Annotated in this window: 14 protein-coding genes; 9 read left to right on the forward strand and 5 right to left on the reverse strand. The window is 62.2% G+C overall.

Annotation, left to right across the window (positions count from 1 at the left end):
* Positions 1-20 precede the first annotated feature (20 nt).
* The 5 genes from rimP to AC0969_RS06605 all read right to left on the reverse strand — a co-directional run bounded on the left by rimP (position 21) and on the right by AC0969_RS06605 (position 6,232).
* Positions 21-611: a ribosome maturation factor RimP gene (gene rimP, locus AC0969_RS06585; RefSeq protein WP_479623335.1), complete on the reverse strand. Its 591-nt coding sequence runs from the start codon at positions 609-611 to the stop codon at positions 21-23.
* A gap of 177 nt (positions 612-788) precedes the next feature.
* The gene (locus AC0969_RS06590; RefSeq protein WP_479623336.1) at positions 789-2,366 is read right to left on the reverse strand and encodes an ABC transporter ATP-binding protein; all 1,578 of its coding nucleotides are present in this window, start codon (positions 2,364-2,366) and stop codon (positions 789-791) included.
* Entirely contained in the window at positions 2,363-3,430 is a 1,068-nt protein-coding gene (locus tag AC0969_RS06595; protein ID WP_479623337.1) for an ABC transporter permease, read from the reverse strand. The genes AC0969_RS06590 and AC0969_RS06595 overlap by 4 nt, the downstream gene beginning before the upstream one ends.
* Complete coding sequence (locus AC0969_RS06600) at positions 3,396-4,430, reverse strand: microcin C ABC transporter permease YejB (RefSeq protein WP_479623338.1); 1,035 nt, start codon at positions 4,428-4,430, stop codon at positions 3,396-3,398. The genes AC0969_RS06595 and AC0969_RS06600 overlap by 35 nt, the downstream gene beginning before the upstream one ends.
* A gap of 2 nt (positions 4,431-4,432) precedes the next feature.
* Positions 4,433-6,232 (reverse strand): extracellular solute-binding protein, encoded by a 1,800-nt coding sequence (locus tag AC0969_RS06605; RefSeq protein ID WP_479623339.1) that lies wholly within the window; start codon positions 6,230-6,232, stop codon positions 4,433-4,435.
* A 36-nt stretch (positions 6,233-6,268) separates the two neighbouring features.
* On the opposite strand from AC0969_RS06605, the gene fabI reads away from it, so the two are divergent.
* From fabI to AC0969_RS06650, 9 genes are all read left to right on the forward strand, one after another.
* Entirely contained in the window at positions 6,269-7,054 is a 786-nt protein-coding gene (gene fabI, locus AC0969_RS06610) for an enoyl-ACP reductase FabI (protein ID WP_479623340.1), read from the forward strand.
* A 279-nt stretch (positions 7,055-7,333) separates the two neighbouring features.
* Positions 7,334-8,215, forward strand: a complete 882-nt coding sequence (locus AC0969_RS06615; protein WP_479623341.1) for a VOC family protein — start codon at positions 7,334-7,336, stop codon at positions 8,213-8,215.
* 198 nt (positions 8,216-8,413) lie between these two features.
* A complete protein-coding gene (locus AC0969_RS06620) occupies positions 8,414-8,953 on the forward strand; it encodes a TRAP transporter small permease (protein WP_479623342.1) in 540 nt (179 codons plus the stop codon).
* Positions 8,954-8,974: 21 nt separating this feature from the next.
* Positions 8,975-10,255: a TRAP transporter large permease subunit gene (locus AC0969_RS06625; protein WP_479623343.1), complete on the forward strand. Its 1,281-nt coding sequence runs from the start codon at positions 8,975-8,977 to the stop codon at positions 10,253-10,255.
* A 52-nt stretch (positions 10,256-10,307) separates the two neighbouring features.
* Positions 10,308-11,315, forward strand: a complete 1,008-nt coding sequence (locus tag AC0969_RS06630; RefSeq protein ID WP_479623344.1) for a TRAP transporter substrate-binding protein — start codon at positions 10,308-10,310, stop codon at positions 11,313-11,315.
* A gap of 183 nt (positions 11,316-11,498) precedes the next feature.
* Positions 11,499-11,948 (forward strand): type II 3-dehydroquinate dehydratase, encoded by a 450-nt coding sequence (gene aroQ / locus AC0969_RS06635; RefSeq protein WP_479623345.1) that lies wholly within the window; start codon positions 11,499-11,501, stop codon positions 11,946-11,948.
* Positions 11,949-12,049: 101 nt separating this feature from the next.
* On the forward strand, positions 12,050-12,883 hold the full coding sequence (locus tag AC0969_RS06640) for a shikimate dehydrogenase family protein (protein ID WP_479623346.1): 834 nt from the start codon (positions 12,050-12,052) through the stop codon (positions 12,881-12,883).
* A gap of 78 nt (positions 12,884-12,961) precedes the next feature.
* Positions 12,962-13,924 (forward strand): AEC family transporter, encoded by a 963-nt coding sequence (locus AC0969_RS06645; RefSeq protein WP_479623347.1) that lies wholly within the window; start codon positions 12,962-12,964, stop codon positions 13,922-13,924.
* A 126-nt stretch (positions 13,925-14,050) separates the two neighbouring features.
* The gene (locus AC0969_RS06650) at positions 14,051-15,919 is read left to right on the forward strand and encodes a TonB C-terminal domain-containing protein (RefSeq protein WP_479623348.1); all 1,869 of its coding nucleotides are present in this window, start codon (positions 14,051-14,053) and stop codon (positions 15,917-15,919) included.
* Positions 15,920-16,457: the final 538 nt, after the last annotated feature.

Raw genomic sequence — 16,457 nt, forward strand, 5'->3', positions numbered from 1 at the left:
GCAACCATCACGCCGGACCATCACTCAAGCGCAACACCCGTGTCTTTTGCGTTGCGACCATTGAAACTAACGATGGGAGCCAACCGGGCATCGCGGATCTCGTCCAGCGTGAAGCCCATAGCCTGCAAGGGGGCGGGAACGCGCTTTTTACTGACGCGCACGCCCGGTTTGGGTTCGGGCTCGTCGCTCCAGACGATTTGCCAGCTGGAGGCAGTAGCACCGACAGCGGCAACGCTTTCCAGCGTGCCACGGAATTTTTTACGATTGGCGTTGACCTTGCCCTCTGCGGCAGCGCCAATGGCTAGCTTGAGGTTTACGTCGATGACATAACCCACAAAGCGTTCAAAATCTTTTGTGTGCCGCAACGGGCGATCGATACCGGGCGAGGAGACCTCTAGCCGCTTGTATTCCACGCCATCGACCTCCAGTGCAAACTGGAGTTGGCGAGTGACTTTTTCACAGTCTTCGACGTTGATTAGCTGCTCAGGCGCACCGGCGACCCAGGGATGGTCGATCGTAATGCGCAGCAAGCCACCGGCAGAGCGGTCGATCTCTACGAGGTCGTAGCCGAATCCGGTTACGGTTTGTTCAACGATTTCTTGTAACGCCACGTGTGATATTGGTAGGTGCAATAGCCCCAAAAAGCACTTGAAAAGTCTACTTTTTAAAGCTTGTTAAAAACAATCGACCAAAAAAAACGGGCGGTAATTACCCGCCCGTTTGGTCGTGAGCTCTTATTCTAGCCCAGAAATGGGCTTATCGCACTGGATCAAAGGGGCTTTAATGGTCTACGCGCTTGCCGCAACCAAAGTTCGCGTGTAAGGATGCTGCGGCGCGTCCAGCACCTGAAGAACCGCACCCGACTCCACGACCAAACCGTTTTGCACCACCAGCACCTGGTGCGCCATTGCCCGGATCACATCCATGTCGTGGGTGATCAACAAATAGGCCAGGCCACGCTCGCGCTGCAAGCGTTGCAGTAATTGCAGAACCTGCTGCTGGATGGTGACATCCAAGGCGCTGGTGGGTTCGTCCAGCACCAAAAGCTGCGGCTGTACGATCAGCGCCCGCGCAATCGCCAGCCGCTGGCGCTGGCCGCCGGAGAACGCGTGCGGATAGCGCTGCAACAGGCCTGGAAACTGCGCCTCGGCCATGCCCACATCGGCCAGCGCCTGGATGACCAGGTGCCGCCGCTCGGCGGCGTTGTGTTGCGGGGCGTGGACGCGCAAGCCCTCGCCCACGATTTCTTCGACCGTCAGGCGTGGCGACAGGGATGAAAACGGGTCCTGGAACACCACCTGGATTTTGGCGCGCAGAGCTTTGTTATTCGCCGCATCGCGCCCCCAGGTCTGCCCGCCGATCTGCACCGAGCCGCCATAGGCCTGCAAGCCCAGCACCGCCAGGGCCAGGGTGGATTTGCCCGATCCCGACTCCCCCACCACGCCCAACGTCTGGCCGGGCGGGATGGCAAAGCTGGCATCTTGCAATGCCACAAACTCGGATTTTTTGAACCAACCTCGGATGCCCGGCAGGGCCGAGGGATAGGCCACCCGCAGCGCTTGAGCCTGTAGCAAGGGCGCGGCAGAGGTTTCAGGCACAACATTGCGCACCGGCTTGCTGGCGATCAGTTTACGGGTGTAGGGATGCTGCGGGCTCTCAAAAACAGCCGCCACGGCACCGGTTTCCACGATATGGCCACGCTCCATCACCGCCACGCGGTCGGCAAACTGGCGCACCAGGTGCAGGTCGTGGGTGATCAGTAATACCGCCATGCCGTACTGGCGCTGCAGGTCGGATAGCAGCGCCAGAATCTGGGCACGCACCGTCACATCCAGCGCGGTGGTGGGCTCATCGGCCAGCAACAGCTTCGGCTTGCAGGCCAGGGCCATGGCGATCATGGCGCGCTGGCGCTGGCCGCCGCTGAGCTGGTGCGGGTAGCTGCCCACCCGACGGGCGGGCTCGGTGACCCCAGTGCTTGCTAGTATTTCTATAGCTGCTTGCACAGATTGCACTTGCGTTAGACCCTGTTTTAGTTCAAAAACTTCGGCGATCTGGCGGCCGATGGTGAACAGCGGATTCAGCGCCGTCATCGGCTCCTGGAAAATCATCGCGATGTCTTGGCCCCGGATGCTGCGCAGTGTGTGCTCTGGCAACGCCAGCAAGTCCTGCCCGCCAAACAGCGCCCGGCCCGTGGTCTGCGCATCGGCCACCAGCCGCAGCAGGCTCAGCGCCGAGATGGTTTTTCCCGAGCCCGACTCGCCCACCAGCGCCAGCTTTTCACCGGGCTGGATCTGGAAGCTGATGCCGTTCACCACCGGCTTGCCGTCAAAGCTGACCGTCAAATTTTGTACATCCAGCAAGCTCATGCCTGCGCCTTCCGGGGGTCCAGCGCGTCGCGCAAGGCATCGCCCATGAACGTCAGCAGCAGCAGCGTGACCGCCAGCACCGCAAAGGTGGACAGCGAAATCCACCACGCGTCAATATTGGCTTTGCCCTGGCTCAGCAACTCGCCCAGCGAAGGCGTACCGGGCGGCACGCCCAGGCCCAAAAAGTCCAGCGAGGTCAGCGCCAGAATGGCCGCACTCATGCGAAACGGCAAAAACGTCACCACCGGCGTAAGGCTGTTGGGCAGGATGTGCCGCCAGATGATCTGCGCATTGCCTACGCCCAAGGCACGCGCGGCTTTCACGTAGTCCATCTGGCGGTTGCGCAAAAACTCGGCGCGCACGTAGTCGCTCAGGCCCATCCAGCCAAACAGGCTGAGCAAGACCAGCAACAAACCGATGCTGGGCGCAAAGATAGCGCTGAAGATGATGAGCAAATACAGCTCGGGCATGGAGCCCCAGATTTCGATGAAGCGCTGGAACACCAAGTCGGTCTTGCCGCCAAAAAAGCCCTGCACCGCCCCGGTGGCGATGCCCAGCACGGTGCCCACTGCCGTGAGCGCCAGCGCAAACAGCACGCTAACGCGGAAGCCATACACCAGCTGCGCCAGCAGGTCGCGACCCCGGTCGTCCGTGCCCAGCAGGTTGTCGCGCGACGGGGCGGCGGGGTTCGGGTGCTTGGCAAAGTAGTTCAGCGTTTTGGGGCCATAGGGGTTGAGCGGGTAGACGGCCCAGTTGCCGTCTTGCGCCAGTTGCGCCTGGATGAAGGGGTCAAGGTAGTCGGTGGGCGTGGCGAAGTCGCCGCCAAAAGTGGTCTCGGCATAGTCCTTCACCAGTGGAAAATAGGTTTGACCCTGGTAGCGCAGCACCAGCGGGCGGTCGTTGCTCAGCACTTCGGCCAGTAGGCTCAAGACCACCAGCACGCAGAAAATCACCAGACTCCAGAAGCCCAGGCGATTGCGTTGGAAGCGCTGCCAGGCGCGGCGGCTAGGGCTGGGGCTGGGCGAGGTATTAGTCAAACCGTACTCGGGGATCAACCCACACATAACAAAGGTCGGAAATCAGCTTGGTCACCAAACCAATCAGCGTAAACAGAAACAGCGTGCCCAGCACCACGGGATAGTCGCGGCGGATCACGCTTTCATAACTTAGCAAACCCAGGCCGTCGAGCGAAAACAGGGTTTCGATCAGCAGCGAGCCGGTAAAAAACGCGCCGATAAACGCCGCCGGGAAGCCAGTGACGATGGGGATCAGCGCATTGCGCAGCACATGCGTCCACAGTACCTGCCGCTCTGAAAGGCCCTTGGCGCGGGCCGTCAGCACATATTGCTTGCGGATTTCTTCCAGAAACGCGTTCTTGGTCAACATGGCCGTCACGGCAAAGCTGCCCAGCACCATCGCGGTGACAGGCAGCGCGATGTGCCACAGGTAGTCCACCACTTTTGCGCCCCAGTCCAGCGCATCCCAGTTACTGGAGGTCAGCCCGCGCAGCGGGAACCACTGCAACTGCCCGCCAAAAATCACCACCAGCGCCACGCCCAGCACAAAGCCAGGGATGGCGTAGCCCACCAGAATCAGCAGTGTGGTCACCAAATCAAACCGCGATCCGGCCCGCACCGCCTTGGCAATGCCCAGTGGCACGGCAACCAGGTAGCTCAAAAAGAAGGTCCACAGCCCCAGGCTGATGGACACCGGCAGCTTCTCCTTCACCAGCTGCCACACGTCCTTGTGCTGGTAGAAGCTCTTGCCCAGGTCAAACCGGGCGAACTGGCCCAGCATCTGCCAAAAGCGCTGGGGCGCAGGTTTGTCAAAACCGTAGAGCTGGCGAATTTCTTCGATTTGCTTGGCATCGATCCCCTGCCGCCCCCGGTAGCCTGCGCCCGAGGCCGCCGCCCGCTCGCCGCCCGAATCGCGGCCTTGCAGTTGCGACACCATTTGCTCCACCGGCCCGCCGGGCACGAACTGCACCACGGCAAAAGTCACCAACATTACGCCCAAGAGCGTGGGGACCATTAGCAGAATGCGTTTGAGGATGTAGGCAAGCATGGCTATTTATTGCTGGGCGACGCCCACCAGGTGCTGGTGGCCCAGCCGTCCACCTGGTAGTGCGGCGGTGTGGTCGCGGGCAGCACGAAGGGAGTGGGCCGGTAGCCCACAAAGAAGGCGTTGCTGAACCACTGCGGGATGGAGTAATGGCTATGCGTCAGCACCCGGTCCAGCGCGCGCATGGCGGCAGCCAATTCGGGCCGGGTGGTGGCGGTGACGACTTTTTGCAGCAGCGCGTCCACGGCGGGGTCGGCAATGCCCCAGGTGTTGTTGGAGCCGGGCGTGGCCGCCGCCCTGGAGCCAAACAGCTCCAGCAGCTCGCCGCCGGGCGCGGTGCTGCCCACTAGGCGCACGCTGGTCATCTCGAAATCAAAGGCATCCATTTTTTGTTTGGACAGCGAGAAATCAACCACCCGCAACTGCAAGGCAATGCCCAGCTTTTCCAGTGACTTTTGCAGCGGCGCAATCACCCGCGCAAGACTCGGCTGGTCATTCAAAAACTCGATGGTGAAGGCCTCGCCCTTCGCGTTGCGCAATGCGCCGTCAGCGTAGTCCCAACCGGCCTCGTGCAGCAGCTTTTGCGCCTGGCGCAGGTTGTCGCGCAGGCTGCGCGGCGGCGCGGTGCTGGGCGACAGGTAGGCCGGGCCAAATACCTCGGGCCGCAGTTGGGCGCGCAGGGGTTCCAGCAAGGTCAGCTCGTCCGCGCCGGGCAGGCCCTGGGCCTGGAATTCGCTGTTCGGAAAGTAGCCGTTGACGCGCTGGTACGCGCCGTAGAAGAGCTGGCGGTTCAGCCATTCAAAGTCCATCGCCAGGCCCAGCGCCTCGCGCACCCGCACGTCTTTGAATTTGGGGTTGCGCAGGTTCAGCACATAGCCCTGGAAGTCGCCGGGGTTGCGGTTCACGAAGGTGGCTTTTTTCAGAGTGCCGTTGTCAAACTGCTTGCCCACGTACTGCCGCGCCCAGTTACGCGAGATAAATTCGCGCATGAAGTCAAATTCTCCGGCCCGCAGCCCCTCGAAACGCGAAGTTTCGTCCAGGTAGATTTTGTAGGTGATGCGGTCAAAGTTGAACTGGCCCTTGCGCACGCCCAGGTCGCGCGCCCAGTAGGCCGGGTCGCGGGTGTAGGTGATGTCGCGGCCCAGCTTCGGGGTCGTAATCCTGTACGGGCCGGACCCTATGGGCACCTGCTCCACGATTTGGTCAAACGGCACGCCCTTGCCCCATGCGCGGCTAAATACCGGCAGGCCGGTGCCCACCACCAGCGGCAGCTCGGGGTTGGGGCTGGCAAAGTCGAAGCGCACGCTGCGCTCGCCCAGTACCACCACGCCCTTGACCTCGGCAAAGATGCTGCGGTACTGCGGTGCGGCCAGTTTGCCGACCAGGGTGTTAAAGGAATACGCCACGTCGGCGGCCAGCACCGGCGTGCCGTCATGGAAGCGGGCGGCGGGGTGCAGTTTGAAGGTGGCGGACAGCTTGTCGGGCGCCACCTCCACATCCTCGGCCAGCAGGCCGTAGGCGGTGGTGGGCTCCTCCATATTGCCCACCAGCAGCGTCTCCAGCAGCATGCCACCGATGCCAAAAGGGGCCGTGCCTTTGAGGGTAAACGGGTTGAACTTGTCAAAGTTGGTGGGCCGGGTGGGCGGCACCATGCGGATCTCGCCGCCCTTGGGGGCATGGGGGTTGACGTAGCTGAAATGGCTGAACCCGGCGGGGTATTTCACGTCGCCAAATTGCGCGTAAGCATGCGCGCCCCAGGCAGGCACGCAGCAACACATCGTTAATAAAAGACCCAAAGCCCGCATGCGACAATTCTGCAATACTTTTTCAGGAGATAAAAAATGGGCTTTCTGGCTGGCAAAAAACTACTCATCACCGGTGTTCTGAGCAACCGCTCCATCGCCTACGGCATCGCCCGAGCCTGCCACGCACAGGGTGCCGAGCTGGCTTTCAGCTACGTGGGCGAGCGCTTCAAGGACCGCATCACCGAATTCGCCGCCGACTTCGACTCCAAGCTGATTTTTGATTGCGACGTGGGCGATGACGCGCAAATCGACAAGCTGTTTACCGACCTGGCGCAAACCTGGCCCACGTTTGACGGCTTCGTCCACAGCATCGGCTTTGCCCCGCGCGAAGCCATCACCGGCGACTTCTTGGAAGGCCTGAGCCGCGAAAGCTTCCGCGTGGCCCACGACATCAGCGCCTACAGCTTCCCCGCGATGGCCAAGGCCGCCCTGCCTTACCTGAGCAACAAGTCGGCCCTGCTGACCCTGACCTACCTGGGCTCCCTGCGCGTCTTGCCTAACTACAACACGATGGGCCTGGCCAAAGCCAGCCTGGAAGCCAGCGTGCGCTACCTGGCCGAGTCGGTCGGCCCCAAGGGCATCCGCGTCAACGGCATCAGCGCCGGCCCGATCAAAACTCTGGCCGCCAGCGGCATCAAAGACTTTGGCAAGATGCTCAAAGCCACGGCAGAGTGCCCGATTCGCCGCAACGTAACGATTGACGACGTGGGCAACGTGGCGGCGTTTTTGCTGAGCGACCTGGCCGCAGGCGTGAGCGCCGAGATCACCTATGTAGACGGCGGTTTCAGCCAGGTGGTGGGTGGGATTGGCGAGACTGCATAACTTAGCGCGTCCACCAGCAGGCCAGAAGGCTTCAAGCCTTTTAGGCCTCTAGCGCATGTTCTACCTGCGCATGTAGCTATTTAATCAATAGCAGTTCAATGCGCCGCAGCGTAATCCTCTCAGGCTCAAAAAGCAACTTTCGCAGTTGAGTTGCACGAAGTCTTCCAGATACGGCTTAGCTGCCTTGGCGCTGGTCGCAAACAGCCGGGCGGGCCACACCGCAGCGCAGACGGCGCCGGGGACAGCGGCCAAAATAACAGCTCAACCACCCATTCCAGCATGTACAAGCCCTTCAACCGCGCCACCGAAGACATTGGCAACATCATCGAATTCGGCCACGTGAACCTGCGCGTGGCGAACCAGCAGCAAGCCATCATCTTCTACGCCATGGGCCTGGGGCTCACCCGCGACCCGTACCAGCGCGTGGGCATTGACAACGCCTGGATGAACATCGGCAGCAGCCAGTTCCACGTGCCCACCGGCCGCGCCGAGGTGCTGCGCGGCGTGGTGGGGCTGGTGATGCCCGACCTGGACGGGTTGCTGGTGCGGCTGGGCCAGATTGCGCCGCTGCTGAGTGGCACGCAGTTCGGCTTTGAGCGCTTGGGCGATGTGGTGCTGGCCACCTGCCCCTGGGGCAACCGCATCCGCGTGCATGCGCCGGATGCGGCACAGTTTGGCCCGCTGATTTTGGGCATGCCGTATGTAGAGGTGGACTGCGCGCCCGGCACGGCGGCAGGCATTGCGCGGTTTTATACCGAGGTTTTGGGTGCCCTGGCCCGCGTGGGCGAGGATGGGCGCGGGGTGTTTGCGCGGATTGCGGCGGGGCTGCATGGCAGCCTGGTGTTCCGCGAAACCGCCCGCCCCCTGCCCGCCTATGACGGCCACCATGTGCAGATCAGCGTGGCTGATTTCTCGGGCCCGCACCAGCGGCTGCTGGCGCGCGGGTTGGTTTCTGAGGAAAGCAGCCAGAGCCAGTACCGCTTCCAGGACATTACCGATCTGGACACCGGCCGCGTGCTGGCCACGCTGGAGCACGAGGTGCGCAGCATGCGGCACGCCTCGTTTGCCCGGCCTTTGGTGAACCGCAACCTGGGGAATGCGGGGGATGCGTATGTGCCGGGATGGGAAGATGCGGCTTGGCGGATGGGGCCGGGAGCATAAAACCCCTCCCACCGCAGCCATGCAGCGCCGGGGTTGGGCTTTAGATGGGCGGCCCTGGTCCTCCTAAACACCCCCATCAGCTATCTACTTCCGGCATAACAGATAGCTCTGAATTCGAGTATTGGCATAGGGTAAGCCCTGAACGGCAAAAAGTATCTAATTAGTACATTAATAAATGAACCGTCATTGGAGACACACGTGATTCAAAAATTGTTAGATAAATACTGCCGGCTGCTGTCCTGGCTGATTGTGGGCTGCCTGGCGCTGATGGTGGTGCTGGTGTTTACCAACGTGGTGCTGCGCTACGCCATGAACTCGGGCATTGCGGTGTCCGAAGAGCTGTCGCGCTGGCTGTTTGTCTGGCTGACCTTTTTGGGCGGCATTATTGCCATGCACGAAGGTGCGCACCTGGGCACCGACACGCTGGTGTCGCGCCTGCCGGTGGCGGGCAAGAAGTTTTGTCTGGTGGTGGGCCATGTGTTGATGCTGTATGTCTGCTGGCTGCTGTTCAAGGGCGCGCTGGACCAGGTGAAGATCAACCTGGACTCGACCAGCGCCGCGATGGAGGTGTCGATGGCCTGGTTCTATGGCTGCGGCATGGTGTTTGCCGTGTCGGGCGCGGTGATTTTGCTGAACCACCTGTGGCGGTTGATGGCGGGCCAACTGACCGAGGCCGAGCTGATTGGCATCCGGGAGTCGGAAGAAGAGCCCATCGACGTGCCCAAGCCCATCCAATAAACCCAGCCGAACCCCAAGACCATGACTATTGCTGTTTTTCTGGGCTCCCTGCTCGCCGCTATGGCGCTGGGTGTGCCCATCGCCTTCTCCCTTTTGCTCTGTGGTGCCGCACTGATGTGGCACATGGACATGTTTGACGCGCAAATTCTGGCGCAAAACGTCATCAACGGTGCCGACAGCTTCCCCCTGTTGGCCGTGCCTTTCTTCATGCTGGCGGGCGAGGTGATGAACACCGGCGGCCTGTCCAAGCGCATCGTCAACTTTGCGATGGCGCTGGTGGGCCATGTGCGCGGCGGTCTGGGCTACGTGACCATCGTGGCGGCCTGCCTGCTGTCGGCCCTGTCGGGTTCGGCGGTGGCCGATGCGGCGGCGCTTACCGCCCTGCTACTGCCCATGATGGTCAAGGCCGGGCACGACAAGGCGCGCAGCGGCGGCCTGATCGCGGCCTGCGGCGTGATCGGCCCGATCATTCCGCCGTCGATTGGTTTTGTGATCTTCGGTGTGTCGGCCAACGTGTCGATCAGCAAGCTGTTTCTGGCCGGTATCTTTCCGGGCCTGGTGCTGGGCGCGGGCCTGTGGTTTACCTGGTGGTGGCTGACCCGCCGCGAGCTGCTGGTGCCGCCCCCCCGCCGTACCAAGGCCGAAGTGTGGGAGGCGTTTCGCAGCGCGGGCTGGGCGCTGATGCTGCCGGTGTTCATTTTGGTGGGCCTGCGCATGGGCGTATTTACCCCCACCGAAGCCGCTGTGGTGGCTGCGGTGTACGCCCTGTTTGTGGCCGGTTTTATCTACAAAGAGCTGAGCATCCAGCAGCTGTACGACGTGTTCCTGGGTGCGGCCAAAACCACGGCAGTGATCATGTTTCTGGTGGCGGCAGCGATGGTGTCGGCCTGGCTGATCACGGTGGCGCAGCTGCCCGACCAGGTCGTAACCCTGCTGGAACCCCTGCTGGGCAACCCCACACTGCTGCTGATGGCCATCATGGTGTTGGTGATGGTGGTGGGCACCGCTATGGACATGACCCCCACCATCCTGATCCTGACCCCGGTGCTGATGCCCATCGTCAAGGCCGCAGGCATTGACCCGGTGTACTTTGGCGTGCTGTTCATCATCAACAACTCGATTGGCCTGATCACCCCGCCAGTGGGCACGGTGCTCAACGTGGTGGCCGGTGTGGGCAAGATGCGCATGGACGACGTGACCCGTGGCGTGCTGCCCTTCATGCTGGTGCAGTTCATCGTGATGTTCCTGATGGTGCTGTTCCCGCAAATCGTGATGTGGCCCGCCAAGTTCTTATACGGTTGATACCTTCTTCCCTTTTTTGTCAGTCCACTCTTCATTCCCCTAGGAGATAACCATGAAACGTCTGTTCATCCAAACCCTGATCGCCGCTGCTACTGTCGCCACTTTCGGAGCCGCCAGCGCCGCCGACATCCAAGAGCGCACCATCAAGTTCGCCACCCAAAACCCCAAGGGCCACCCGCTGGTGATGGGCATGGAGAAGTTTGCCGAAATCGTGGCGGCCAAGTCCGGCGGCAAGATCAAGGTCAATATGTTCCCCGGCGGCGTGCTGGGCGGCGACGCACCCAATGTGTCGGCCCTGCAAGGCGGCACGCTGGAGATGGTGTCCATGAACTCCGGCATCCTGGCCAGCCAGGTCAAAGAATTCGCCATCTACGACTTCCCGTTCCAGTTCTCTAGCGGTAAGGAAGCCGACTTTGTGGTGGACGGCCCGTTCGGCAAGATGATGCACGCCAAGCTGCAAGACAAAGGCATGGTCGGCCTGACCTACTGGGAACTGGGCTTTCGCAACCTGACCAACAGCAAGCGCCCTATCAACAGCGTGGCCGACATGGCCGGTTTGAAGATCCGCGTGATCCCCAACCCGATCAACCTCGACTGGGTCAAGGCGCTCGATGCCAACCCCACCCCGATGGCCTTCCCCGAGGTGTATGCCGCGCTGGAATCCAAAGCCCTGGACGGCCAAGAGAATCCGCTGAGCGTGATCCTGGCCAACAAGTTCTCTGAAGTGCAGAAGAACCTGACCCTGACCAACCACCAGTACAACCCCCAGTCGGTCATCATCAGCAAGAAGTTCTGGGACAAGCTCAGCGCCGACGAGAAAAAGCTGATTGGCGATGCCGCCGTGGAAGCCGGTAAATACCAGCGCCAGGTGGCCCGAGAGGCCGCCACCACCGCGCTGGATGCGCTCAAAAAGGCCGGTATGCAGGTCACCGAGCTGCCCGCTGCCGAAGTGGACAAGCTGCGCGACAAAATGCGCCCTGTGATCGCCAAGTACGCCGTGTCGGTGGGCCAGGAAACCGTGCAGGCCATGCAAGCTGAGTTGGCCAAAATCCGAAAGTAATTGGTACACCCCCAGGCTACAGCGCAAGCGCTTTTCGCCAACCCCCTTGGCAAGGGGGCAACACCAGTGGCCCGGCAAAGCCGGTTCCACGGTGTTTCTGGAAGGCACGGCTTTGGGCTATCGCCCTTAGCCGTGGAGTGCGTAGCCAGCGTTTGTTAATACGTCATTCAGTCAAGGAACCCCATGCGCATCCTCATGCTCCACGGCATTAACCACAACATGTTTGGCAAGCGCGACCCCAAGCAGTACGGCACCATCACGCTGGACGAGATCAACGCCAGCCTGTCGGCGCTGGGCCAGGAGCTGGGTGCCACGGTGGAAGCTTTTCAAACCAACAGCGAAGGCGAGATGTGCGAGCGCATCCACCAGGCCTATGCCGATGGCGTGGACGCAGTGCTCATCAACGCCGGGGCCTGGACGCACTACAGCTATGGCATCCGCGACGCGCTGGCCATCCTAACCTGCCCCATCGTGGAACTGCACATGTCCAACATCCACGCCCGCGAAGCCTTCCGCCACGTCTCGGTGTTTGCCGAAATCGTCAAGGGGCAGATTTGCGGCTTTGGGGTCGATAGCTACCTGTTGGGCCTGCGGGCGGGCGTATCGGCTGCCCAAGCGGCGAAAAGCGCCTAACACCCAGTCGCTACAAATTCAATAGCTGCTAGCGCATACAAAATATGCGCTAGCAGCCTTTTTTACGCCTAAAACAGGCGTTCATCTACACAAAGTCCACCATGATCAGCGGAAACACCGAAATCATCGCCCACATCGGCTACCCCACCCACGCCTTCAAGGCGCCGATGATCTACAACCCCTACTTCGACCACGCAGGCATTGATGCTGTCGTCGTGCCGATGGGCTGCAAGACCGATGACTACCCGGCCTTCCTCAAAGCCGTGTTCAGCCTGACCAACATCCGGGGCGCGCTGATCACCATGCCGCACAAGGTCACCACCACCGGCCTGCTGGACGTGGTGTCGCCCACCGCGCAAATAGCCGGGGCCTGCAACGCCGTGCGCCGCAACGCTGCGGGCCAGCTGGTCGGCGACATGTTCGACGGCGAAGGCTTTGTGCGCGGCGTGCAGCGCAAGGGCTTTGCGCTCAAGGGCATCCACGCGCTGGTGGTCGGCTGCGGGGGCGTGGGCTCGGCCATTGCCGCCTCGCTGGCGGCAGCAGGCATTGGGGCCATCACTTTGTTTGATGCCTATGCCCCGTCGATGGACGGGCTGGCCAGCCGCCTGCGCCAGCACTACCCGGCCCTGCAAGTCACCACCGGCTCTAACGACCCCGCAGGCTGCGACCTGGTGGTCAACGGCACGCCGATGGGCATGGTTGACGGCGACCCGCTGCCGATGGACGTGGAACGCATTGCGCCCACTACCTTCGTCGGCGAAGTGGTGATGAAGTCCGAGATGACCGCTTTTTTGCGCGCCGCTGTAGCCCGGGGCTGCCCGGTGCAGGTGGGCACCGACATGCTGTTTGAGCAGATTCCGGCCTACCTGGAATTCTTTGGCCTGCCCAGCACCACGCCCGAAGTGCTGCGCTCGGTGGCCACGCTGAAATACTGACCGACCGACATCGCCCTTGACTCCCTCCCTCTCCCCAGCATGGGATAGGGCCGGGGTGAGGGTTGGCGGCCCCCTCCAATGCTCTATATCCTCGCCATCACTGCCCCCATCTACCTGATCATGGCGGCGGGTTTTTTGTCCGTGCGCTATGGCCTGTTCAGCAAGCCGGAGCTGCGGGTGCTGGGCCGCTTTGTCGTTAATTTTTGCCTGCCCGCGCTGATTTTTAATGCGCTGTCCCAGCGCTCGCTGGCAGAAGTACTCAACCTGCCCTACCTGCTGGTCTACGCTCTGGGCTCGCTGGCCGTGCTGGGCTTGGGCCTGCTGGTCGCCCGCCGCCTGCGGGGCACCAGCATGCCACTGGCGGCCATGCAAAGCATGGGCATGACGGCCGCCAACAGCGGCTTCGTGGGCTACCCCATCCTGCTGCAACTCATCGGCCCCACGGCCGGGGTGGCACTGGCGCTCACCATGTTGGTCGAGAACATGCTCATCCTCCCCATCTGCCTGGCCCTGGCCGACCACGGTGGCCAAAACACCCCCCAGCGCTGGCACCACACCCTGTGGACCAGCCTGCGCCAGCTGCTGAAAAACCCCTTGATCCTGGCCATCCTGGCGGGTTTCGGCTGCGCCCTGCTGGGCCTGCACCTGCCCGATGTGCTGGCCCGCACGGTGCAGATCGTGGCCACCGCGTCCAGCCCGCTGGCGCTGTTCGTCATTGGCGGCACGCTGGTCGGCCTGCAACTGGGCGGCGTGCGCCGCGACCTGGCTTGGGTGGCGGTGGGCAAGCTCATCCTGCACCCGCTGGCCGTGTTGGCCCTGCTCTGGCTGCTGCCGCCCAGCATGCAGATAGACCCCGCGTTGCGCACCGCCGCCGTCGTCTTCGCCGCCATGCCCATGCTCAGCATCTACCCCGTGCTGGCACAAAAATACGGGTTGGAAGGCTTTACCGCTGCCGCCTTGCTGGTCACCACCGTGGCCTCGTTTGCCAGCATCAGCGGGCTACTGTGGGCAATGCAGCATCTGCTGGGGTGGACGGCGTAGTGTGTGAACCGATGGGGCAAGACCGGGGTGCACCTTGGGGCGGCTAAGGATGTGGCAAGAACTTGTACATTTGTCTCTGGCCCTATCCCCCCGGCGGTTTTCGCACAGCTGCGCCCCCATCCACACGTGTCTACCGAAGCACTCCCCATTCCCAACGATCCCCCGTGGCTGAACCCCAGCACGCCCCCTGCGCGTGCGCGGCTCCCGCAGCTATCTATGGGGCTGCTGCTCTCCCTGCTGGTCCACGCACTGCTGTTGAGCCTGACCTTCGGTGGCCAGGGAAACGGGCTACCAGGCTTCGGACTGCCCTGGCAAGAACGCCGGGGCGAGGTGCCTGGGCTGCGTGTCGTCATCCACCAGCCACCCGCGCCCCGTGCCGAACCCGCACAAAACGATGGGGACGGCCCACCGATGCCCGCTGCTCTGGCTCCGGCGCCTGTGCCAGTGCCAACACCCGCCACACATCTGGCCGCTCCAACAGCAAGCCTAGTGCAAGCAGCCGCACCGGCCGAGCCCGCCCCCACCACGACCCCCCAACCTGTCGAAGTGCCGGTGGTACATCCAACCAATGGAGCCACGCGCACCATGCCATCCACACCGGCAGTCGCAACGCCCTCCGTCCAGGTCAAGCCGCAAGATGCCGAACGCCTGGAGGCAGCACGACAAGAAGCAGCACAACAAGAGATCACCCGGCAAGCAGCAGCCGAAGCCGCCCGGTTGGAAACCGAACACCTGGCAGCCACACGGCAGGCTGAAATCCAACAACAACAACAACAACAACAACGAGCAGCAGCGGCGGCGGCAGAAGCAGCCGCCCGCACCCAAACTGCACGCATCGAGATCGAACGCCAGCAAGCGGCCTTGGCCGAAGCGGCGCAGCAAGAAGCCCTCCGGCAAGACACCGCCCGCCAAGAAACAGCACGGGCCGCAGCTCAGCAAGCCGCCGCGCAACAGGATGCCGCCAAGGCTGCCCGTACCGAAGCCGAGCGCAGCGAAACCTTGCGCCAAAACACCCTGCGCCAGGAAACAACACGGGCCGACGCAGCCAAGCAGGCAGCAGAACGTGAACGCCTGGAGGCCGCCAAACAGGCCGCAGCACGGCAAGAAGCCGCGCAGCAAGAAGCACTGCGGCAGGACACCGCCCGCCAAGAGGCCGCACGGGCCGACGCCGCCAAGCAGACCGCAGAACGTGAACGCCTGGACGCCGCCAAACAGGCCGCAGCGCGGCAAGAAGCCGCACAACAAGAAGCACTGCGGCAGGACGCCGCACGCCAAGAGGCCGCGCGGGCCGACGCAGCCAAGCAGGTAGCAGAACGTGAGCGTCTGGAGGCCGCCAAACAGGCCGCAGCACGGCAAGAAGCCGCGCAACAAGAAGCATTGCGGCAGGACACCGCCCGCCAAGAGGCCGCGCGGGCCGACGCAGCCAAGCAGACCGCCGAACGTGAACGCCTGGAAGCCGCCAAACAAGCCCCCCTTCGGCAAGAGGCCGCACGCTTAGAGGCGGCCCGCGTAGCCGCCGAGCAACGGGAAGAAAAACTGCGCGCGATAGGACGGCAACTCAACGAAGAAGCCGACCGGCGTGAAGCGGCAGCAGCGGCACGCCCCCTATCCGCCCCCTCCTCGCTGCCATCCTCATGGAGCAGCGCACGCCGAGGCCGTATCTTCGGGCGCAGCGATAGCAACGAAGAACTCGTCCGGTACGCGCAAGCCTGGAGCCAAAAGATTGAATTCAACATGACCGATGGCGCATTCCGCGCATCCATGCAGCAGCCGCACACCGACCCCATCGTCACAGTCGCCGTGCGCAGCGACGGCTCGGTAGAGTCGGTCAGCTTCGTGCGCTCCAGCGGCGTGGCCGCTATTGATGAGGCGATACGGCGCGTAGTGCACAGCCAGGCGAATTACCCCGCCTTCCAACCGGCCCTGGCCCGCGAATTCGACGTGGTCGAAATCCGCCGGACTTGGTACTACGACATGGCGATCCGCTTGTACTGAAGCGGTGCAGACCCGCCCCATGCTGCGCAACGCCCCGGTCCTACACCAGAGGGCGCAGTGCGCCGATGCGCAGCGTACTGGGGGGGGGATGGTGGCGACCAAGGCATCCAGCGACGCTTAAGCCATCGCAAACCCAACTCAAAATATTTAAGAAAAAAGTGGCTCCAGCGCATATTCAAGCTGCGCAAGTAGCTACTAAAAAAAGAGCATTTCACGCCCCGCCTTTTGAAAAAAAGATACCGATGCGCAAAAAATCACAAGACGAGGCCGGGCTATAGTGGCGCACTCTTGGGTTGCGGGGTTTGTCGGAATTTTTATAACTGGATAAAAACCCACTTATTTTGCAAATAACCAGTCTGCAAGCCACTTCCAGGAGATTTCAATGGATGATTTAAACCTCAGTAGCCGATTTAAACCGCAGGGTTTGCGGTGTACATCACGTTGAACTAAACCGCTGACGCGGTGACTGGTCATCACAGGCCGCCACCGCGTTATGCATTGCGCAGCACTTGCACACAGGGGCGATGAGGGCAAGCCT

The sequence above is a fragment of the Rhodoferax sp. LB1P47 genome (genome assembly GCF_056521445.1).

Excerpts from the sequence above, each read along its gene's own strand:
- AC0969_RS06605 (WP_479623339.1), bottom strand. The coding sequence starts at position 6,232 with ATGCGGGCTTTGGGTCTTTTATTAACGATGTGTTGCTGCGTGCCTGCC.
- AC0969_RS06645 (WP_479623347.1), top strand. The coding sequence starts at position 12,962 with ATGCTCTATATCCTCGCCATCACTGCCCCCATCTACCTGATCATGGCG.
- fabI (WP_479623340.1), top strand. The coding sequence starts at position 6,269 with ATGGGCTTTCTGGCTGGCAAAAAACTACTCATCACCGGTGTTCTGAGC.
- AC0969_RS06600 (WP_479623338.1), bottom strand. The coding sequence starts at position 4,430 with ATGCTTGCCTACATCCTCAAACGCATTCTGCTAATGGTCCCCACGCTC.
- AC0969_RS06615 (WP_479623341.1), top strand. The coding sequence starts at position 7,334 with ATGTACAAGCCCTTCAACCGCGCCACCGAAGACATTGGCAACATCATC.
- AC0969_RS06625 (WP_479623343.1), top strand. The coding sequence starts at position 8,975 with ATGACTATTGCTGTTTTTCTGGGCTCCCTGCTCGCCGCTATGGCGCTG.
- AC0969_RS06630 (WP_479623344.1), top strand. The coding sequence starts at position 10,308 with ATGAAACGTCTGTTCATCCAAACCCTGATCGCCGCTGCTACTGTCGCC.
- aroQ (WP_479623345.1), top strand. The coding sequence starts at position 11,499 with ATGCGCATCCTCATGCTCCACGGCATTAACCACAACATGTTTGGCAAG.
- AC0969_RS06595 (WP_479623337.1), bottom strand. The coding sequence starts at position 3,430 with ATGTGTGGGTTGATCCCCGAGTACGGTTTGACTAATACCTCGCCCAGC.
- AC0969_RS06640 (WP_479623346.1), top strand. The coding sequence starts at position 12,050 with ATGATCAGCGGAAACACCGAAATCATCGCCCACATCGGCTACCCCACC.
- AC0969_RS06590 (WP_479623336.1), bottom strand. The coding sequence starts at position 2,366 with ATGAGCTTGCTGGATGTACAAAATTTGACGGTCAGCTTTGACGGCAAG.